Raw genomic sequence first — 20,315 nt, forward strand, 5'->3', positions numbered from 1 at the left:
TCTCCTTTACTTTAGCCAATCGGATCTTTTTGCAATTAGAAGCGCTTTAAATATATCGATATCTTCTACTGTTGTCAGCTTAATGTTCTTTTCTGACCCCGCAGAAAAATACACCTGTTCTCCCATTTCAATCATCAGTGTGCAGGAGGCCACGGAATTTGTAATGCCCGCTTTCAATGCTCTTCTGTGCAAATCGCAAATTTTACCAATAGGAAATCCCTGAGGGGTCTGTGTTCTCTTCAAATTATCGCGTGGATAGCTTCCCGTCGAAACAACGCCGTCCTCAGTCTGCATCATTGCCTCTGCACAAGGGATGACCGTGATGGCATTACCATGTAGCTGAGTTACTCGAATACAATCCGAAATGATTTCTGCTGACACCATAGGGCGAATTGCATCATGGATTAGGACTATATCATCCGGAGAATGATGCTTTTCCAATTCAAAGACACCATTTCGAATAGAATCCTGACCATTCTTTCCACCCGGCACAACATACTTCAACTTTGTAATATTAAACTGGTTTGCATAAGCCCAAAGAACAGATTCCCAACCTTCAATGCAAACAACTGCAATCTCATCGATCTCCGGGTGATGCTGGAACGCTTCAAGCGTATACACAATAACCGGTCGCTCATTCACGGTAAGAAACTGTTTCGGGATATTCTGATGCATCCGTGCTCCAGAGCCACCAGCAATAAGTAAAGCAATATTCATTATTCTTTATCTCCTTTGATTTTATTCACTATTAACGCATCAGTTAATCACCTGATGCCCCACTTTTCCATTCAATAGTGTACTACATTTTCCACTATTGGACTTCCAATTCGGATTAGGAACTCTCCAATCCTCATTATAAATAGATGCTAAAATTTCCTCAGCATTATAAGGAACAGATACTTTTACTCCATCGGCCTCAATATACTTTGTTTTATCTACCCTCGGAAGTGTTACAAGATAAACACTATACTCTGAATTTGAAGAATACTTAACTCCATCCAATTTATCATACGAATACTGGATCATCTTATTTCCATCATAGAACTGACCAAAGAAATCTATTGTCAGCTTATCTACTTGATAAGTCTGCTCAGTAACAAGACCTTCAAATACGAATTCTCTTATTTTTCTAAAACCTGACTTTGCCATTACCTTTTGTAAATCACTCCATGAGAAATCTTCTGTAATGACCACTGCAAAATCAATATCTAAATCCCATTTGATGAGTTTTTTATCTCTTACAATTCCAAGTAATGTCCCAGCGTATGCATAGTACAGTCCACCAGACGTGTTCATTGTGTTTTCAACTAAGTTCAAATACTTAACACCATTATTTTGTATTTCTTCCTGTTGATGCTGCATTTTTCTTTCTATCTTTTTTTGTCCAACCAGTTTTTCATAGTTGTCGCCAATAAATGGAATCGCTTTTATTTTATGCCATATCTGTTTTAGTTTCCTCATAACTAACTCCCCCTTAGTGAATAAACACATGCTTTATTTTAAAGAAAATTCTTTTTAACTCTTTTACATTAATAACAATCAGGATTGCCATTATTGCAATTTCAATAGGGACAATAGACAAATAGCTTTCCACAAACGCCTGAACAAATAATAGCATCCACGTTACTATAATTATAAAATAATCTTTAATCCAAATATCTTTACCTACAGCCCTTTTTCTTACCGCATATATAATATACGAGCAAATCACTGTTGCAATTGTAGCTCCTTGAATCCCCATCAAATAAACCAAAATGATGTTCATTACAATATTTGTGGCAGCACCGATTATAGCGGACCACATCATCGCTTTTGAATCTTTCTTTGCTGCCAATATCGGTCCTAACAAACCAGAAGCACAATTAAGCACAGAACTTAGCAGTAGAAAAGGAACGTACTGCCAGGCAACATAAAATTCTTTTGCGTATAATATATGAGCCAATGGTTTTGACAGAATAATCAAAAATGAACATGCTGCACACATTAGCAAATTAATAGATGAGAATGTATTTCCATAAAATTTCGAGGTATCCTCTTCGCCATATTCCTTAACCGCAGATATCTGCCATGCCTGTGTAAATATTCCTTGTAGAGTATTTATAATCTGTGGAATTTTATATGACACGGACAGCAGTCCATTTGAGGCCACTCCTAACATAAAGGCAACTACATATTTATCAGCTGCGCTATTAATCCACCATCCAACAGCAGTTGCAATCAAAGGAACCGAGTACATTAGCATCTCATGTTGAGTTTTTTTATCAATTTCTGTTACATCAATGTACTCCCACACTTTAATACGAATTGCTAAATAAATAGCCGAAATCATCTGAGCCAGAATACTTGAGAAAAAGAATCCAATTAATCCCCACTTTAAAACCAATAAGAATAGAATATTGGTTATTATTGTCACAAAAGTCCCAACTACCCCTGCTATTCCCATGTCTTTAACACGTTCCAACCCTTTTGAAAATTGAATTAAGAGTTGGTTAACGGCATAGGAGGCATAATATAAGAATATGTATATTTCTAGGCCACTGATCCCGGGCAATAGATTTATACGCTTCAATAGCCACATACATATTCCAAAAAGAATCGCACTAATAGAAATAAACTTCATTCCTATTGTTGCAATCGTTTTTTTATTGACTGCACAATCCATAGAGAACCGCATTACCGCATCAACGATATTTAAAGTTAAGATTGGGAAAAGAAGTGTAGCCGTTGAAACTGCTAAATCATACGAACCGTATTCAGTAGTAGAAAGAACGCTTGTATATAAAGGTACAAGTAAAAATACCAGTATTTTTGACGAAAAGTTTGCTATCATCAAAACGCCAATATTTTTAAATAAGTATTTGAATTTATTCTCCATCGAAGTTCCTTTAAGTATCTATGCTCCTCTTAAAATCATCAAAGCTTTCATAAATAGGCTTAACATTCTTTAAATCGCTGATAATTTCTGAAATGTTATCTCCATCCACTTTGATTCCAGCATAGATTTGATCCTTTCCTTCAAATTTCCATAGCTGGTTATACCAATTCATATCATTTTCCGTTAGTTCTCTTTGCAAATATGACTTGGTCCGCTTATAATATATTTTCGCATAACTATCAAGTCGTTTTATCTGACGTTCATAATAATCATCCAACGTACAAACAACTTTAGCCGGATTTCCTGCAACAACTACATTGTCAGGAATATTTCCTGATACAACAGCACCTGCCCCGATAATAACATTATTTCCAATTTGACTTCCCATCAAAATAATGGACTTCATCCCAACAAAAACATTATCACCGACTTTTGTAACTCCAGCCTTTCTTGGCATACAATGATATTCCGGACGTAAAACTGCATAACTATAGTCATGTGCTAAGATAATAACTTCTGCTGTAATTCTACAATTCTTTCCAATTTCAATAAATGGAAGGCTAGTTTCATCAACAACAGTATTCATTGGATTATAGAAGATTGTTCCTTCTCCTATCTTTGCCCCCCCTCGACGAAGGAAGTTAACATAAGCCTCAGAACAGTACTTATTAGGGTAAATTAGTTTTTTTATTGCTTCCTTAATTTTCACAATAGACACTCCTATTTTTTTCTTTCAAATATTCGGTTATCGGTATCAATAACAAAGCCACTTGGCAAACAAAGTAACTTTCTGTATTATCTGTTAAATAGGTAATAAACAGATATAGAATCAACGCCATATATATTGTAGCGGCTTTTTTCCCATATTCATTCATAAATTTAACCGGAAAATAGATCAAATTAAGAGCATACCAAATCAAAGAACCAACAAATCCAAAATTGATATATATTTTAAGGATGTCATTATGAACGCCTCGCACCGCTGCCATATACATAACTTCGCTTCTATCCATATTTTCCACAACTTTTGCAACGCCTGCCATTCCCCATCCCATTTGTGTTGGTGAGAGTTTAGTTCTTCGGACAAAATATGCATAAATCAAATCTCGTCCCATATTGTTGATGCCATGTTCATTCAGTATTGCAAAGAATTCATTATTATATACTATAAACAAATATCCATAGCAGACCAAAACACCAACTATTCCAATTGTAAGCAATTTACGACGAGACAGTCCTTTTTTATGTACAAACAAGGAAAACAATCCCGCCGCCGCAATGCCTGCCATACCTATTCTTTTTGATCCCAAAATGAATGAAATAACAAGAAAGACTAATTTCCCTGTGTTATGTTTTTTTCTCTCGGCAAAAAACAAATAATATATAATGCACAGTCCTATGGCAAAAGTCAGTTCATGAACTTCAAAATAATTTGATGCACCCTCACTAAATGCAAAAGCGCCTAAAAAGCTCTCAACGATTCCAGCAACTCCTACATGAAAAATAGCACTTATAAAAATAAGAATTTCATCCACGATAAAAGTATTTGTAATACACTCTATCGCTTCATCTCCACACAGTTCCCATATTCCAATAACAACTGCATAAATGCAAAATCGATCCAAGAACGCTGCTAAAGATCTAGTCCAATATCTTATGCCATACATTGCCGGCACAGGACTTGTAAATACAGCAAAGCATTCTACCACTATCATCAACACTACAAGAGGCAAAAGAATTGTCAGAAGTCTTTTTACTTCATAATCGGAAACCTTTCTTGGGCGTGATAATGCATACGCCACTAGAAACAAAGCTGATATATATTTAGAGTAATACAACAATTGATATGCTGCTCCACCTGATATTCCAAACAATTTTGAACTTTGTCCAGAAAATAGGGTAAGTAAAAGCGTTATGGCACATAGCAAATGTGTTTTTTTAACTGTTAATCTACTTTTCATTTACGCTTAAACCCCTCTATGCTTTTAATCTAACCAACAGTTCGCAAACACTATATAATCGGGCCTTTAAAAACCAAATCAACAATCTTCGTGTAAATTTTTCTTTTTTGACTTCCACGCTATTTATTATTTTATGAAGTTGTTCATCCTTACATATAGCTTTGAACGCCGATTTCTTTTTATCATTACTCATATCCGCTTGAATAATCATTTTCATTGCAGCAATTGTATTAGAAATAAATGGACCCGAAAAGCGTTTTTTTACCTCATCATTATAATTTAGTTCATCACATGCATCTATGCAGGCATTATAGAATCTCTTTATTCTATTGAATCGATCTGCCTTATACGTATGTGTCAATGACGTACTATTCTCACAATAGTAATAGAATGCCTCTGGAATTATAGTAACTTTTTCTACATTTCTGTACAATCGCAACAATGAATATACATCCTCAGATATAATGTCCCGTTCCGAAGCAAATCTCCAGTTGCTTTCTAATATCAACTTCATAGAATACATACAAAAACATGCGCTTAACCATAAATTCGTACTCTTCCCTGTTGCAGGATTATCAGAAACCAAATCAGGTAAAAGCACTTCTTGAACCTCAGAGCTCACATAGCTTTCTTTATCTATTGTAGGTATATACGTTCTGACGATTTTTCCTTGTGCATTAACATCGTAGTGGCCAAACAAAACCATATCACTATTGTTTTTCTGTGCGGTATTATATGCCTTTTCTATTGTACTTGGATTAATATAATCGTCGCTATCAAAAAAGCAAATGTATTCTCCAGAAGCATTTTCTATTCCCGTATTACGGGCATATCCAAGTCCTGCATTAGCCTTATGGATAACTTTTATTCGGCCATCTTTCTTAGCCCACTCTTCGCATTTTTGAGGGCAATCATCCGGTGACCCATCATCTACAAGAAGGATTTCTAGGTTTCTGTATGTCTGATTTATAACGCTCTCAATGCATCTATCAAGATACTTTTCCACATTGTATATTGGTAAGACAATGCTTACTAATCCTGCTTTCATTTATATATTCCTCGCTACATCAATTCTTCATGTTCTTAATCACTTTTGCCGGACTCCCAACTGCCACACAATAATCTGGTACGTCTTTAGTAACCACCGAATTGGCTCCAACCACGCAATGTCTGCCAATCCTCACATTGCCTACAATCACTGCATTGATTCCAATGTAAGAACCTTCTCCAATGGATACTTTCTGTCCTCTTTGTACAATTCCTTGATCAATCACTGGAACATCTACGTCACGGTACTCATGATCACAATCGGTTATGTACACGTTTGGAGAAAGGAGTACTTTTTCTCCAATTTCCAAAGAATTAGCAATAGAGATTCGGCATCGTTCACCAATTTCGGAGCCTTTGCCAATTCTCACTGTACCCCCCCCGACCAGATTTGGGCATATGGACGTACCGTCACACAATCTTCCAAGGTAATATGGTGTTTTCCTTTTAGGCTGCAATGCTTACCAATATAAACGCTCTGCCCAGCGGTTATGCCAAAGATTTTTGCTCGCATCAATCCAAGGATTTCCTTGGCTTTACCTTTAAGTCTCATCCTTAAGATACCTTTCTAATTAATTTATTCGGGTACAAGAAAAACTCCATCCACTTTGTTTTCTTCATAATCCATGCAGCTATAATCGGACCTGCAAAGCTAATTCCAAGTCCCAGCACCACATGTGCCACAGCATTCGTAACGCCAACCTTCAGTAGAACAGATCGCAGCGGTGCGGCAAACAATGTATGCATCAGAAAAATCGGCATTGTGTACTTTGCAAGAAAGTCCATACCCCTACTGAACATTTCCTCAAAATCAGCCACCATCAGGATAACCGCCACACAAGCCAATAATCCCATTATGAAAGAGATCATACTGCCGCTAATTTCCGCCGTATATACCACAATGCTCAGAATTATAAACAGCAACCCGAATATCGTCCCTTGTGCTCTTTTGCCCTTCATCTGCACATTAAACGTGCAAATACCCATACCGAGCACAAACCAGATTTCGTTTGAGAGAACCGTCGATACAGCGTAAATGCTGTACCCCCCCCCAGTTAAAATCAAGACTTTTGCAGCCAGTGCAACTATCAATCCTACTGCAGATGCTTTCACATCGCTAAAAGTCGGCGTGACCAGAAAGATAAAAAACAATGCGTATAGATACCAATATGGAGCAGTCGGATGGAGGAACAGTGTATCACCGAGACCACCAATCTGGTCGTTAACACTACTTGAGAACACCTTTTTCAGCACCCACGTAGCAGTCGTAAAAGTGGCATAGGGTACGCCGAGTGCCAATGCTTTTTTTGCCACATTCTTGCACCAACTACCCACACTGTTTACCTTGCTGTACTTCTGATACAAGTATCCGCTACAAATAAAGAACAGCGGCACATGGAAGTAATAAATTGTCGTATTGAACCACTGGTATAAACCATTTTCAGGCAGAATATTTGACTTCGTCATGCTCTGGAAGAAATGGCCCAGTACAACCAATATACAGGCAATAACTTTTACATCATCGACCCATTTTTCTCTTGTTCTTGCCGCTGTCTTTTCACTCATTACTTCGTCTCCATCTGCTGTGCGATATCAGCATCCACGATTTCCTCGCCGGTCTTATGCTTCAGCTGTTCTTTGGAAGCCTCACTCAGACCGTTGTTGATCACACAATTCATATCGCAGGTGCTGCACTTGTCCAGTTCTTCCTTAGTGACCTTGCCATCACGGTAGTCACGGCAAATCTTCAGTTCGTACATGCTATACGGATGCTTGGTGAAGAAAGCCTTGAACTTGTGAACCAGAACCCAGGTAGCAGGTTTCCAGATGTACTTATGCATAGCAGGGCTGACAGAGCCAATCATCCAGCAGTCACGGTCGCAGCAACGAACCTTCTTGCGGACTTCCTCAGCCTGCGGACTGTTCCACAGTTCGTCCCAGCTCTGGGTATTCAGGTTGCCCATGACTTCTTTATCCTTGGTACCATTACAAGGCATAACATCGCCATACGGGTCGATGAAGAAGGTATCAAAACTCATGTCGCAAGGCAGCAGACGCTTCTGGCCGTAAATGTAGTTGATCAGACCGTGGTTAAAGTAGGCACGGAACCATTTTTTCGGGCTGTTGCTGCGGAGCAGTTCGTTGACCAGATTCTCGAAATTCTTTGCGACCATCGGACGGTCATGGATGATATTTTTTGCCTCAACAAAGTAGAAACTGTTATGCAGAGAAGCCGTGGCGAACTCCATACCCATCTCGTTGGAAATCTTGTACAGCGGAACCAGGTCAGGAGCATTCTTGTCCTGGACGGTCATACCAAAACCGACATCCTTCATGCCCATCTCACGCAGTTTCTTCAGCGTACCGTATCCACGCTGGTAGCCGTTCTGCAGGCCACGGATCTCGTTGTTGGTCTGCTCCAGACCTTCGATAGAGATACGAATACCAATCTGCGGAAACTCTTTGCACAGATCAACGATACGATCCGTAAAGAAACCATTCGTAGAAATAACGATACGGTCAGATTTCTTATACAGTTCACGCACAATATCCTTCAGGTCAGAGCGGATGAACGGCTCACCGCCGGTGATGTTCGTAAAATACATCTTCGGCAGTTTTTTGATGGTTTCGATGCTGATTTCCTCTTCCGGTTTGGAAGGTGCTTTATAACGGTTACACATAGAGCAACGGGCATTGCAGCGATAAGTGACGATGACCGTACCATTTAACTTCTTTTCTTCAGACATGATTAACTCTCCTAACTCTCTCTTTTAAGAATGTTTCGATTTTATTTAAGAACCACTTGGCACACACCGAGAACACAACCGAGCCACAAATAACTGCAACTGCTGTGAAGATATATGCCAGCAGACCATTTCCAAACAGATGAACAAGGTGTAACTTTTCAAGCACACGATAAATTACCATGTGGCACAGGTAAATCTCGAAGCAGATACCGCCAAGGAACTTGGCGACTGGATTGACCAGTACCCCCCCCGATTGCATCCGATGGTATAGACCAGTGCGGCCACGCAGAAGAACAACATTGTAAGTGTAGAACTACCTATTGCAAAATAAACAACTGTAGCAATCAGCAAAAATATTCCGGCGATAACTTTGTACTTCGATGCAAGCTCGGACAACTCCTTTCGATAGAGGAAGATCAGTCCACCAGCAATGAAATAAACTGCACAATACAGAATGTTTGTCCTTGCACTGAAATTCACTAGCACTCTATCTGCAATGTGGCTTTCATCAAAGAAATATGTGCTGCATACGAAGTTGTAGATTACAGCACAGGCAAGTGCCAACCACGCGCGTTTCTTGTTTTCCAGCAGGAAGCAAAAAAACGGAAACAACAGATAAAATACGAAAATCACTGCCAACGTCCAACTTACACCGATAACCGATATGTTCATATTCGGCAAAAGACCCTGACAAAGTGTCAGGTTTGCAAAGACCTCATACAATGCACTTTTACTGGGTGACATTACAAAGTCCAGCGCACAAAGCAATGCGAAGTACGGCCAAATTTTACTGTATCTTTTGGCGTAGAACTCTCCCACACTGATTTTCTGATCCTTGAATTTCTGGTAATAGCCACAGCACATACCAAAGCCACTGACCATCATAAAAAGGAAAACGAGGTTTGTGAAAGACGGAATAAGCTGCTCAAACACAAATCCTCCTATCCCATATTCTCCATTTGTGAGGATGTGCATCAGCGCAATGCCGATAATGGCATACGCCTTCAAGCCATCTACTCCTTCATACCTTTCTTTCATTCCGCAAGCATCCCCCACAGTGTTTCGGTATACTTTTCCTCAGAGCACTCATTCTCAAGGAAATCCTTAAACTTTGCTGCACAGATATCTGCATCGTTTGTATGCAGAAGATAATACTGAATTTTGTCCACCCAGTCCTCTACGGTATTCTTACATAAGGCTCCGCATCCATCTGACAAATATCCTTCTGTCGTAACCGTATCGGATGTTATAATCATTTTATTATTTGCAGCCGCCTGAAAATAGACGGTCAATCCTGCCGGTGCTTCTGTATCCAGTGGCATGGCAATAAGTTGTGACTCGCACAAAAACTCCATAAATTCGCTTTCCGGGATATCCGTTTTAACGCAGACATTATCCCCCATAGCGCCTAAGAACTGTTCTTTCAGAGCACTCGGCATAACACAATTAAACGTCACCTTTAGAAGCTTTTTCGCAACTTCAAATAGCAGTTTCCAATCCCGGCCATTTCTACCACCACAAAAAACCGTATTTACCTTGGTTTCTACTCGCTTATTCAAAGTATAATTTTGATGATAGACATCATGCAAAAGCGTAAAATTCACTTTTGTATTCAAAATCTCATTAATATAGCGGCCGTACTCCACAGTCGTAACTGTTGCCGCAAAAGAATTTGAACACAACGCCTTTTTATAAAGATACTTTGCCACCTTGTTTTTCGTTGTATTTTTATCTTTCAACAAAATATTGATTGCTATAACTTTAATTTTCTTGTTGGTCAGTTTACTCAACCACCAACACAACACTCCCATAAAGTCATACCAGCATACAATGGTGTCACCTGATTTTGTACGTTTTACGGTTGTACTGCACACTGAGAGCATTTGCTTGATAGAAGTGCAGCGCCACTCGGGATAAATTTCCTTGTACTCTTTTTCAAATGCCGCAGTCAAAAACGACATATCTTCCAATTTCTTGGGTTTATCATATAAAACATAAATCATGCTTCACCTCTATAAACCTTCATAATTTTCTCGTAATACTCATCGATTGTATCGAAGCTGATGTCTTTGCAGTTCTTGCTATACTGCTCACACAGCTTCTTATCACCCCAGAGCTTCTGGACCTTCCTTTTCAGGTCTTCGGCATTGCCGCTCTCAAACAGTTCACCAGTTTTACCGACCTGAATCAGTTCCGGGATACCACCTATCTCAGAGCCTAGCACCGGCGTGCCGTACATTTGGGATTCCATCACGGAGAACGGACAGTTCTCATACCACTCAGACGGATAGATAGAGAACCGTGCCTCACGGATGAGTTTTTCCAGTGCCTCACCCCTCTGGAATTCTACATTCTTGATGTTGCTTACACCATTGATGGTATCTTCCAGCGGTCCAGTACCGGCAAAGACGAACTGCACATCCGGCAACTCCTTGCAGACCTTGATGAGTGTGCCAATGCCTTTCTCCTCGGAGAAGCGGCCAAAGTACAGCGCATAGTCCATTTGCTGATACTTACAAAGGGTTACCCCCCCAGATAAATCGGGACGAGTTTGTCGCAGTAAGCCTCAAGGTCGTCTCGTTCAAGGTTCAGACACGCCTTTGCATAGTTATCCGTCTCTTCCGGATTGTTCCAAAGTTCCCTGATAATCGAGGCCAGCTGCTTGGAATCTCGGCTTGTGAACAACCGTCCATCCACACCATCTGTGATCAACTCAGGAATACCACCAATATTTGCGCCGATGACAGGCGTGCCGCGCTGCTGACTCTCCATAACGGAGAACGGACAGTTTTCATAGACTTCCGAAGGACAGATAGAGAACTTTGCTTCTCGAATCAATTTGTCCAGTGCGCCACCCGTCTGGAAACCTACATTCTTAACATTTTTCAGCTGATTGACCTTGTTTTCCAGTGGGCCGGAACCAGCAAAAATAAACTGAATATCCGGCAACAGGTTGCAAGTCTCAACCAGTGTGTTGATTCCCTTCTCCTCGGAGAAACGGCCGAAATAGAGGACGTAGTCTTTCTTCTCAACGTCTTTAGGTTCTACCTTCTCCACGAAGTTGTGCATTGCAATCGTCTTGGTTGCAAACAGCGGATTGGTGTCCATCTTAGTTTTCAGGAACTCCGAGCAACAGATGATTTTGTCAATGTACTTGTATGCTCCGTTCCACTTCCAGAACTCTGCCTCCATCATGCCAACGATAGATTTTGCAGTAGAATCGTGAACACATTTTCCCTTTACACAATTCATGAAATGACCGCCGAGGCACTTCTCACAGTTCTCATGTGTGATAGGGTTCTTTAATTGATGGTTCGGGCAGACCAACTGGTAGTCATGTGCCGTGAAGATGATCTTACAATCTCTTCCGGTCTCCTTGCGCCACTTCACGATTTCCAGAATGATGGAAGGTGTCAGCTGGTAGTTGAAGTTGTTCAGGTGACAGACATCCGGCTTGAAGTCGTCCAGCACTTTCCGCAGCTGTACTCTTGCTTCCTTGCTGTAAATCGTCTTGATCGGGTAGGTCAGCTTGCTCAGTTTGCTGCCGCCGTGGAAGTCCATACCAGATGTATAAGCATTGACCCGGTTGCCCACGCAGCGGCCTTCATGCTCCATACCGAAGTACTGAACCTCATGTCCGTGCTGCTCTAGCGCCTCACCCAGCTTAAATATGTAGGTTTCTGATCCACCGTTTGGATATAAAAATTTATTTATTATCAATACTCTCATCTATTATTTCTCCTGTACAGTTTCATCGTTTCCTTTACAACTTCATCCCAGTTATATTTCTCGCAGATAAAATCAGCTGCCTGATTCTTCATTTTCATAACCATTTCTGGATGGTCACAGGCATCTTGCAATTTTTCTCGCAAGTCCTCCACATCTGACTTTTTGAAAATCAATGCCTTATCTTCCACAACCTCTGCGCACTCCGGAATATCCGAAACCAAACAGCAGTTGCCGTAGCTCATTGCTTCCAGTAGACTTAGCGGCATTCCTTCCAAATCAGACGGCAGAGTATAGATATAGGCGTTACTGTACAGTTCATCCAGCATTGCTCCCTGCACAAACCCGGTAAAGAGAATCCGATCGTCGCCCTTCGCCAGGTCTTTCAATTCCTCCATAAAGGAATCCGTATCGCTGGAGCCACCTGCGATGACCAGTTTTTTATCTGTCTTGACATTCTTGAAGGCCTCAACCAGATATCGAATGCCCTTCTCCGGCACCAGACGACCGAGGAACAATATGTAGGAATCCTTTTCCAATCCAAAATGATCCTTGATCAGATTTGCTTCCCGAACCTCTGGCCGATTGACACCATTAGGGATAAAATGCGTCTCCCTCCCGTACGTATCCATGAAGTACTTCTGAACGCCTTTGCTTAGAACGATGATTTCGTCCGCATATTTCACGGCGTTTTTTTCGCCGCCACGAATGAACTTGGATGCAACGCTTCCGCGCCACTTCTCGCGATCCCAGTCCAAACCGTGGATAGTGTTGACTACACGCTTGCCAAAAAGTTTTGGTATCCAGCAGAAAAAGGCAGGACCTTCTGCATGGATATGCACCACATCGTATCTTCCAAATGCACTATAAAGTGCTGCGAAAAAGGAAGAGCTTACCGCCGCAAGTCCCTTTTTCTCAATGGTCGGAACAACCTTTTGACGGATACCATCATATTCAATTGTTTTGTCATACTCTGCACCGCTCACATGATGACCTGCTCTATTGTAGCAAGTTATATCACAGCCATTCTGTGCCATTCGGGTGCATAGTTCTTTTACAACAATCTCTATCCCGCCTTCACGAGAAAGACGTTTTTGTCCGAAAACCGCAAGTCTGATTTTTCCTTCCATTACTTCTCTCCAACCGCTATTTCATGCTTTTATCTTTGCCTTATGCACAATCCAAGTAGTTCTTATCCTCAAATTGTCATGCTCGTTCTTTCACTATTCACCTTGCATCCTTTATTGCACGACAACAAGCCTGTATACAGATTGCAGTAGCAATCTATACGCAGGCTCGCCTTCGTACCTCCTTATTCTGTTTTCTGCTCTATCAGCTTTCGCTGTGGTGGGTTAAGTATAGAGCGCAACCAGAAGCCATTAGCACCTGAAATCACGCTTGCTGTAACGCACCATGACAGGCAGAAACAGGTTGAGGTGAAAAGGTCAAGCCGCGTAAACCCGCATGAAATCAGCCTTTTCTCTGGTTGCCCATATTATTTCACACTCCCCATAGCCAAAGCTCGGATTGTTGTAGTGGCTGCCGATACGAGGATCAAGGCAAACACCGTCAATGATCTGCTGGGTGTTCAGACCCTTACTTTCTGCATAGGTATCCAGTTCATTGAAGTAAGCAACACGCAGAGCCAGATAGGTATTTGCGAACAGCTTGACCGCCTCGGCCTCAGTGAAGCCCATGAACAGCGTGTCAATGTTCTCTTTGATTGCACCTTCCTGCAACAGACCGGCAAACTCATGAGCAGCTTCTACCAGACGCTCATCGTTCAGGTCAGTTCCAACGATAATGCGGGAAGGATACAGGTTATCGTAGAGGGCCTTGGATTCACGCAGGAATTCCGGGCTGAAAATGATATTTTTGCTGTTGAACTTTTCTCTTACACTTGCCGTATAGCCCACAGGAATCGTAGACTTGATAACCATGATAGCGTTCGGGTTATACTCCATGACCAGCTTGATCACAGCCTCGACGGCAGATGTGTCAAAGTGTTGGGTGTGGCTATCGTAATTTGTGGGGGCCGCAATCACAACAAAATCCGCATTCGAGTATGCAGCCTTTGCATCGAGGGTTGCAGTCAGATCCAGATCCTTTTCTGCCAGATATTTTTCAATATAGTCATCCTGAATCGGAGACTTCCGGTTATTAATCATCTCGACCTTCTCCGGGATAATATCCACAGCGGTCACATGATGATGCTGGGAAAGCAGGGTCGCAATCGACAAACCAACATAGCCTGTACCCGCAACAGCAATCTTATAATTTTCCACCTTTTTCTCCTCCTACGCTTTTAAAATCTATTCGTTAAAACGTTTTTCTCATCTATTTTCACATCAAACCAATATATTTCCAGACAACACAAAGAGCGGATAGGCTCGTACACCTGTCCGCTGGCTGTCACCCCACCCTCATGGTCGAGATTTCTTCCTGCGCGGCATTTCTGCCGCTCAAAAAGATCAGTCGTTCATTCTTCGGGTAAGAAAATATGAACTTTGGGTTGCGGAGCCTTTCATTCTCTGCCGCACCCTTGTCCCTATTATGACAGCCGCGTATTATATCTCCATCCCCTCTCCGCTGAATGGTCGGAACATATTTCTGGCAGATTCCAGCGTATTCAATTTTACTGGCATCATCATATTCCGCACCGCTCACATGATGTCCCGATCTGTTGTAACATGTCACCTGACAGCCCTGCTGCGCCATCCGTGTGCACAGCTCTTTTACCACGATCTCCACGCCGCCCTCTCTCGACCACCTTTTGTGGCCAAAAACAGCAAGCCTCAATTTCTCTTTCATTTTCCCTTTCCCGTCGCTTTCCCCATTTAGGGATCTCATCCCCATACCGTGCCAAACTCCGGCCCGGTTTCCTTTACATCACAAAAAGCCCGGACGCATTTACGCCCAGGTTTTTGACTGATTTACGCCGCAATTCATTGACATTTTATTTCCAGAATCATCAATATCAATTTCGTAAATGTATTTATCGACACTAAAAACATTTTACCATTTTTTCCTTTGGGATACAATACTTTTCAGCTGTATCATTGCCTGCTTCATGGCTAAGATTTCCGTACTTTATTCCGTCTTTTTGTTGCAACATATTCATTTTGGAAAGAAACTCGTTCCATTGCTTTTTTCAGCAAAAAAACACCCTTCCCCTCACGGAAACCCGCAAAAGGAAGGGTGTTGAACTCAATATCCTGTTGTCATGCCAATCACAGCATGTTCGTACCGGCAAAGCCGGTATCAACTGTTATTCAGCACGGCACCTCAAGCGCTTTTGAGCGTAGAGCTATGATTAGCAGTTCTCAGCGAAGTACTTAATGGTACGGACCATCTGAGAGGTGTAGGAGTTCTCGTTGTCGTACCAAGACACGACCTGAACCTGATAGGTGTCGTCGTCGATCTTAGCGACCATGGTCTGGGTAGCATCGAACAGAGAGCCGTAACGCATGCCGATGACATCGGAAGAAACGATCTGATCCTCGTTGTAGCCGAAGGACTCAGAAGTAGCAGCCTTCATAGCAGCATTGATGGACTCCTTGGTGACATCCTTGCCCTTGACGACAGCAACCAGAATGGTGGTAGAGCCGGTGGGAACAGGCACACGCTGAGCAGAACCGATCAGCTTGCCGTTCAGCTCGGGGATGACCAGGCCGATAGCCTTAGCAGCGCCGGTGGTGTTGGGAACGATGTTCTGTGCGCCAGCACGAGCACGGCGCAGATCGCCCTTGCGCTGAGGACCATCCAGGATCATCTGGTCGCCGGTGTAAGCATGAACAGTGGTCATGATACCGGAGACGATGGGGTAGGTCTTGTTCAGGGTGTTAGCCATGGGAGCCAGGCAGTTGGTGGTGCAGGAAGCAGCAGAAATGACCTGATCCTCAGCGGTCAGGGTCTTCTCGTTGACGGAGAAGACAATGGTCTTCAGATCGTTGCCTGCGGGAGCAGAGATAACGACCTTCTTTGCGCCAGCCTGAATGTGAGCCATGCTCTTCTCCTTGCTGGTGTAGAAGCCGGTGCACTCCAGAACAACATCAACGTTCAGTTCGCCCCAGGGAGCGTCCTTTGCGTCCTTAACAGCGTAGATCTTGATCTCCTTGCCGTCAACAATGATGGAGTCCTCGGTAGCCTCGACGGTGTGCTTGCCCTCGCCGATCTTGCCGCAGAAAGAACCCTGAGCAGTATCGTACTTCAGCAGGTGAGCCAGCATCTTGGGGCTGGTCAGGTCGTTGATTGCGACGACCTCGTAACCCTCAGCATCAAACATCTGACGGAAAGCCAGACGACCAATACGACCGAAACCATTGATAGCAACTCTAACAGCCATGTTAATAGTACCTCCTAATTATTTTACCCATAATCGGATAAATCACGGTATCTTTATTTTAGACCAAAACGCAGAAAGTTTCAAGTATCTGCCAAAAAATTAACAAGACATTCACTGCATTTTTTGCTTTTGTACGATTTTAATTCCTTTCATTCCCTGCTTTTCGGCAATTGCGCCAACAGAGTGCCAACATTTTTGTCAGCTCTCCCCGTTCAAGCAGGCTGCAGCGCACGCTCCGCCAATGCCGCCCACGCAGCAAAGGCCCAGTCCGGCAAAGATCTCCGGCCAGACAGCCGGTGTGGCCCAGCTCAGGCCGCTCATCAAAACCAGTACGTAGGGCAGCTGCCAGCACAGGCAAAGTGCAAATGCGGCAAGCCCGGCTGCGCACAGTGTTTTGCCATTGCCCGGCTGCGGGACATGCAGCGCCCGGGCCAGCGCTGCCAAAAACACCAGTGCCGCAAGCGCCTGCCACACCGCCGCTGTAGGGGTCACGCGGTGCCAGCTGGAGCTGTTCTCCATAAAGCGCAGCAGCACGTTCCAGTAGAACAGCAGACTGCCCGCCACGGCCAGATACAGCCCGCCAAAGGGCTTTTTCCACTCGTTGGGGCTGAGCCAGCAGCGGCCTATGGTGCTGAGCCACGCGGAGCACAGGCATTCCAGAATGCACCGCACAAAGCCGCCCAGACCGGAAGCTGCGCCCAGCGCGATCTGTGCACCCGCTGCGGCCAGAAAACATACTGCACCGACAAAAGCCAGAATACCGGCCAGCGGCCTGCGGCTACGCACCGCTTCCGAGCGGGAAGGCTGTGTACGGCCCACAAGCACTGCAGCCAGCACCACGATACCCAGTGCCAGATAGCGCCACCACACCGAGCCGACCACGCACAAACCGGTGACGGCATCGGTGCCAAAGGCAAGGTCTGCCGCGCGCAGCACGCCCAGCAGAATGCTCAGGATAAAAACGAACAAAACAGAAGGATTCATCAGCGTTCCTCAATCGGCTTATATTTCTGGCGCACGCCCAGATACTTGTAAGCGGGACGAATGATACGGTTGGCGAATACCACCTCTTCCACGCGGTGTGCACACCAGCCGGGCACACGGGCAATGGCGAACAGCGGGGTGTAAATATCCTCAGAGATGCCCAGCATGTTGTAGATCAGGCCGCTGAACAGGTCCACGTTGGCGCACACCGGCTTGGTGCTGCCCTTTTCCTCGGCAAAGATGCCGGGGGCCAGCCGTTCGATGCTGCACAGCATATTATACTCTTCCTCAAAGCCTTTGTCGTAGGCCAGATGGCGGGCGCGCTGCTTCAGGATCACCTCACGAGGGTCGCTGATGGTGTACACCGCGTGGCCCATGCCGTAGATCAGGCCGGAGCCATCGCCCGCCTGCTTGCGCAGGATGCGGCGCAGATACTCGCGCACCTCATCGTCGTCCTCGGGGTTTTCCACATGCTTGAGGATATCCTTCAGCTGACGGTTCACCATCAGGTTGGCACCGCCGTGCTTGGGGCCCTTCAGTGCACCGATGGCCGCCGCGATTGCGGAGTAGGTATCGGTGCCGGAGGAGGACAGCACACGGGTGGTAAAGGTGGAGCAGTTGCCGCCGCCGTGGTCGGCGTGCACCAGCAGGCACATATCCAGCAGCTTTGCTTCCTCGTGGGTGAACTTCTGGTCCGGACGGTAGGTGCTGAGGATGTGCTCTGCCGTGCTCTGGCCGGGCTTGGGCAGGTGGAAGAACATGCTCTGCTTATCGTAGTAGCGGCGTTTCATCTGGTAAGCGTTCACCATCATGGTGGGCATGCTGGCGATCAGATTGATGCTCTGGCTCAGGATGTTCTCCAGACTCAGATCCTCGGCGTGCTCATCGTAAGAGTAAAGGCCCAGCACGCAGCGCTGCAGCTTATTCATGATATTGGGCGAGGGGGCGTTCATGGTGTCCATGAAGCCTTCCGGCAGGGCGCGGTGCTCTGCCAGGATCTCACAGAAATCGTCCAGCTGCTCCCGGTTGGGCAGACTGCCGAACAGCAGCAGCCAGATCACCTCTTCAAACACAAAGCGGTCATTGCGGTAGGCCTCGTCCACGATCTCGTTGATGTTCACACCGCGGTAGATCAGCTTGCCGGGAGTGGGGATCACATGGCCTTCCTGATCCTTTTTATAACCCACAACGTCGCAGACGTTGGTCAGGCCGGCCAGCACACCAGTGCCATCCGGGTTGCGCAGGCCGCGCTTGACCCCCAGACGTTCGCTCGTCTCCGGATCGATGTAGTTGTTGGCAACATATTCCTCACACAAAGTCCGCATTGTGTTCGGGTCCAGCGTTGCCACCTCCGAATGTGCAAAATTCATAAGGGGAATTCTCCTTTCATCCTATTTATATACTTTCCCGCCCACCCTCAATGATGGGTATAATTCTATATTATCGCTTTTGACGAGTAAATTCAAGCATCAACTGCACCGTTCAGCGCACAAAAAGCCGGTTTGATGCTTTTTGCGCTTGCACCACAAAAGGCTTTTTCCCTGTTTCGCATCTTTTTTCAGGGTATATCCGGTATTCTGATTAAAAAAACACCGCTGTCGGAGGGTTTGGGACTATGAAAAAGTTTTTTCTGCCAATCTTTGCGGTCCTGCTGGTGCTGGGCAGCATTCTGCCGCTGGCTGCCTACCGGATCACACGCGCCGTGCTCAGTGGGGCAGAGCCCGCATCTTCTGCCGTATCTTCGCCTGCAGCATCTGCGCAGCCGCCAGGTGCCGTGCCTTCTGCGGATGCCGAGACCTTTCTGGTGGAGGATCAGGCCACCGGACAGGTGTTGGAGCTTTCCCGTCAGGAATACGTTCTGGGTGCTGTCGCCGCCGAGATGCCGGTGAGCTGGCCGGACGAAGCGCTCAAGGCACAGGCCGTTGCCGCCCACAGCTATGCGCTCTACTGCCGGGACCACACCACCCTGCAAAGCGGCGCCTGGCTCACTGCCGACCCAGCCCGGCGGCAGGGCTGCCTGACCGAGCCGGTGCTGCGCAGCTACTGGGGCACCGCCTACGAGCAGAATTACGCCCGCCTCTCCGCCCTTGTGGACGAGGTCTTGGATGAGATACTTTATTACGAGAATGTTCCTGCCTGCGCTAGCTACTTTGCCATTTCCAATGGGCAGACCGAGGCCAGCGAAAATGTATGGGGTTCCGCCCTGCCCTACCTCATTTCAGTGGACAGCAGCACCGACCGTTCCGCTGACAACTACGAATACACCGTCACCTTTTCCGCAGAGCAGGTGCAGCAGGCCCTTGCAGGCCTTGGCATTTCTGCCGATCTCGTCGCGCCGGAGGTCTGGTTCGGCCCGGCAGAGCTGACCAGCGCCGGATACACAAAAACCGTCACGGTCTGCGGGCAGACCGTTTCCGGCACGACCCTGCGCCGGGCGCTGGGCCTGCGCAGCACATGCTTTACGGTACAGTACCAGAGCGGGAATTTCAGCTTTGTCACCCGGGGTTACGGCCACGGTGTGGGCCTGAGCCAGTGGGGCACAAAGGCCATGGCGGAGCAGGGCAAAAGCTATGCCGATATTCTGGCACACTACTACCCCGGCACGCAGCTGCAAGGATGAAAAAGCGGCC

The 20,315-nt window shown here is 45.1% G+C and carries 19 protein-coding genes and 1 pseudogene; 1 reads left to right on the forward strand and 19 read right to left on the reverse strand.

Translation table 11 applies throughout. The features are described from left to right. Positions 1–6 precede the first annotated feature (6 nt). From DW937_RS04030 to DW937_RS04120, 19 genes and pseudogenes are all read right to left on the reverse strand, one after another. The gene (locus tag DW937_RS04030) at positions 7–717 is read right to left on the reverse strand and encodes an IspD/TarI family cytidylyltransferase (RefSeq protein WP_120020553.1); all 711 of its coding nucleotides are present in this window, start codon (positions 715–717) and stop codon (positions 7–9) included. 39 nt (positions 718–756) lie between these two features. Next, positions 757–1,461 carry a LicD family protein gene (locus DW937_RS04035; RefSeq protein WP_165852882.1) on the reverse strand — a complete coding sequence of 235 codons (705 nt, stop codon included), beginning with the start codon at positions 1,459–1,461 and terminating at the stop codon, positions 757–759. A gap of 13 nt (positions 1,462–1,474) precedes the next feature. Continuing rightward, entirely contained in the window at positions 1,475–2,875 is a 1,401-nt protein-coding gene (locus tag DW937_RS04040) for an oligosaccharide flippase family protein (protein ID WP_120120207.1), read from the reverse strand. A 10-nt stretch (positions 2,876–2,885) separates the two neighbouring features. Further along, on the reverse strand, positions 2,886–3,584 hold the full coding sequence (locus DW937_RS15395) for an acyltransferase (RefSeq protein WP_120020556.1): 699 nt from the start codon (positions 3,582–3,584) through the stop codon (positions 2,886–2,888). Beyond that, positions 3,574–4,836, reverse strand: coding sequence for an O-antigen ligase family protein (locus DW937_RS04050; RefSeq protein WP_120020557.1), 1,263 nt, complete (start codon positions 4,834–4,836; stop codon positions 3,574–3,576). The genes DW937_RS15395 and DW937_RS04050 overlap by 11 nt, the downstream gene beginning before the upstream one ends. Positions 4,837–4,852: 16 nt before the next feature. After that, positions 4,853–5,884: a glycosyltransferase family 2 protein gene (locus DW937_RS04055; RefSeq protein WP_120120208.1), complete on the reverse strand. Its 1,032-nt coding sequence runs from the start codon at positions 5,882–5,884 to the stop codon at positions 4,853–4,855. A gap of 19 nt (positions 5,885–5,903) precedes the next feature. Further along, a complete protein-coding gene (locus DW937_RS04060) occupies positions 5,904–6,254 on the reverse strand; it encodes an acyltransferase (RefSeq protein ID WP_165852890.1) in 351 nt (116 codons plus the stop codon). 184 nt (positions 6,255–6,438) lie between these two features. Further along, on the reverse strand, positions 6,439–7,449 hold the full coding sequence (locus DW937_RS04065) for an acyltransferase (RefSeq protein ID WP_120120209.1): 1,011 nt from the start codon (positions 7,447–7,449) through the stop codon (positions 6,439–6,441). Beyond that, the gene (locus tag DW937_RS04070; protein ID WP_120020562.1) at positions 7,449–8,630 is read right to left on the reverse strand and encodes a radical SAM protein; all 1,182 of its coding nucleotides are present in this window, start codon (positions 8,628–8,630) and stop codon (positions 7,449–7,451) included. Before DW937_RS04070 ends, DW937_RS04065 begins: the two co-directional genes overlap by 1 nt. Positions 8,631–8,804: 174 nt before the next feature. Next, the gene (locus DW937_RS04075) at positions 8,805–9,668 is read right to left on the reverse strand and encodes an acyltransferase family protein (protein ID WP_243111422.1); all 864 of its coding nucleotides are present in this window, start codon (positions 9,666–9,668) and stop codon (positions 8,805–8,807) included. Further along, on the reverse strand, positions 9,665–10,633 hold the full coding sequence (locus tag DW937_RS04080; protein ID WP_120120210.1) for a glycosyltransferase: 969 nt from the start codon (positions 10,631–10,633) through the stop codon (positions 9,665–9,667). Before DW937_RS04080 ends, DW937_RS04075 begins: the two co-directional genes overlap by 4 nt. Then, on the reverse strand, positions 10,630–11,133 hold the full coding sequence (locus DW937_RS04085; RefSeq protein WP_347561883.1) for a glycosyltransferase: 504 nt from the start codon (positions 11,131–11,133) through the stop codon (positions 10,630–10,632). The genes DW937_RS04080 and DW937_RS04085 overlap by 4 nt, the downstream gene beginning before the upstream one ends. Before the next feature lie 20 nt (positions 11,134–11,153). Next, positions 11,154–12,359 carry a glycosyltransferase gene (locus DW937_RS04090; RefSeq protein ID WP_120120211.1) on the reverse strand — a complete coding sequence of 402 codons (1,206 nt, stop codon included), beginning with the start codon at positions 12,357–12,359 and terminating at the stop codon, positions 11,154–11,156. Then, on the reverse strand, positions 12,356–13,486 hold the full coding sequence (locus DW937_RS04095; protein ID WP_120020564.1) for a glycosyltransferase family 4 protein: 1,131 nt from the start codon (positions 13,484–13,486) through the stop codon (positions 12,356–12,358). The genes DW937_RS04090 and DW937_RS04095 overlap by 4 nt, the downstream gene beginning before the upstream one ends. 378 nt (positions 13,487–13,864) lie before the next feature. Beyond that, positions 13,865–14,641 (reverse strand): annotated as a pseudogene (locus tag DW937_RS04100) (nucleotide sugar dehydrogenase); the annotation flags it as partial. Positions 14,642–14,768: 127 nt separating this feature from the next. Continuing rightward, positions 14,769–15,167, reverse strand: a complete 399-nt coding sequence (locus tag DW937_RS15465; RefSeq protein ID WP_207666631.1) for a hypothetical protein — start codon at positions 15,165–15,167, stop codon at positions 14,769–14,771. 502 nt (positions 15,168–15,669) lie between these two features. Further along, positions 15,670–16,701 carry a type I glyceraldehyde-3-phosphate dehydrogenase gene (gene gap, locus DW937_RS04110; protein ID WP_005945602.1) on the reverse strand — a complete coding sequence of 344 codons (1,032 nt, stop codon included), beginning with the start codon at positions 16,699–16,701 and terminating at the stop codon, positions 15,670–15,672. 198 nt (positions 16,702–16,899) lie between these two features. Next, on the reverse strand, positions 16,900–17,685 hold the full coding sequence (locus tag DW937_RS04115) for a hypothetical protein (protein ID WP_118526254.1): 786 nt from the start codon (positions 17,683–17,685) through the stop codon (positions 16,900–16,902). Then, positions 17,685–19,055: a citrate synthase gene (locus tag DW937_RS04120; RefSeq protein WP_118526256.1), complete on the reverse strand. Its 1,371-nt coding sequence runs from the start codon at positions 19,053–19,055 to the stop codon at positions 17,685–17,687. Before DW937_RS04120 ends, DW937_RS04115 begins: the two co-directional genes overlap by 1 nt. Before the next feature lie 245 nt (positions 19,056–19,300). Between DW937_RS04120 and spoIID the strand changes: the two genes are divergently transcribed. Further along, on the forward strand, positions 19,301–20,305 hold the full coding sequence (gene spoIID, locus DW937_RS04125) for a stage II sporulation protein D (RefSeq protein WP_120120212.1): 1,005 nt from the start codon (positions 19,301–19,303) through the stop codon (positions 20,303–20,305). Positions 20,306–20,315: the final 10 nt, after the last annotated feature.

The sequence above is a fragment of the Faecalibacterium sp. AM43-5AT genome, assembly GCF_003603345.1.
GTDB lineage: Bacteria > Bacillota > Clostridia > Oscillospirales > Ruminococcaceae > Faecalibacterium > Faecalibacterium taiwanense.

Coding starts and splice junctions, on each gene's coding strand:
- DW937_RS04090 (WP_120120211.1), bottom strand. CDS start 12,359: ATGAGAGTATTGATAATAAATAAATTTTTATATCCAAACGGTGGATCA.
- DW937_RS04070 (WP_120020562.1), bottom strand. CDS start 8,630: ATGTCTGAAGAAAAGAAGTTAAATGGTACGGTCATCGTCACTTATCGC.
- DW937_RS04030 (WP_120020553.1), bottom strand. CDS start 717: ATGAATATTGCTTTACTTATTGCTGGTGGCTCTGGAGCACGGATGCAT.
- DW937_RS04065 (WP_120120209.1), bottom strand. CDS start 7,449: ATGAGTGAAAAGACAGCGGCAAGAACAAGAGAAAAATGGGTCGATGAT.
- DW937_RS04035 (WP_165852882.1), bottom strand. CDS start 1,461: ATGAGGAAACTAAAACAGATATGGCATAAAATAAAAGCGATTCCATTT.
- DW937_RS04120 (WP_118526256.1), bottom strand. CDS start 19,055: ATGAATTTTGCACATTCGGAGGTGGCAACGCTGGACCCGAACACAATG.
- DW937_RS04040 (WP_120120207.1), bottom strand. CDS start 2,875: ATGGAGAATAAATTCAAATACTTATTTAAAAATATTGGCGTTTTGATG.
- DW937_RS04115 (WP_118526254.1), bottom strand. CDS start 17,685: ATGAATCCTTCTGTTTTGTTCGTTTTTATCCTGAGCATTCTGCTGGGC.
- spoIID (WP_120120212.1), top strand. CDS start 19,301: ATGAAAAAGTTTTTTCTGCCAATCTTTGCGGTCCTGCTGGTGCTGGGC.
- DW937_RS04050 (WP_120020557.1), bottom strand. CDS start 4,836: ATGAAAAGTAGATTAACAGTTAAAAAAACACATTTGCTATGTGCCATA.
- DW937_RS15465 (WP_207666631.1), bottom strand. CDS start 15,167: ATGAAAGAGAAATTGAGGCTTGCTGTTTTTGGCCACAAAAGGTGGTCG.
- DW937_RS04075 (WP_243111422.1), bottom strand. CDS start 9,668: ATGAAAGAAAGGTATGAAGGAGTAGATGGCTTGAAGGCGTATGCCATT.
- DW937_RS04085 (WP_347561883.1), bottom strand. CDS start 11,133: ATGGACTATGCGCTGTACTTTGGCCGCTTCTCCGAGGAGAAAGGCATT.
- DW937_RS04055 (WP_120120208.1), bottom strand. CDS start 5,884: ATGAAAGCAGGATTAGTAAGCATTGTCTTACCAATATACAATGTGGAA.
- DW937_RS04095 (WP_120020564.1), bottom strand. CDS start 13,486: ATGGAAGGAAAAATCAGACTTGCGGTTTTCGGACAAAAACGTCTTTCT.
- DW937_RS04080 (WP_120120210.1), bottom strand. CDS start 10,633: ATGATTTATGTTTTATATGATAAACCCAAGAAATTGGAAGATATGTCG.
- gap (WP_005945602.1), bottom strand. CDS start 16,701: ATGGCTGTTAGAGTTGCTATCAATGGTTTCGGTCGTATTGGTCGTCTG.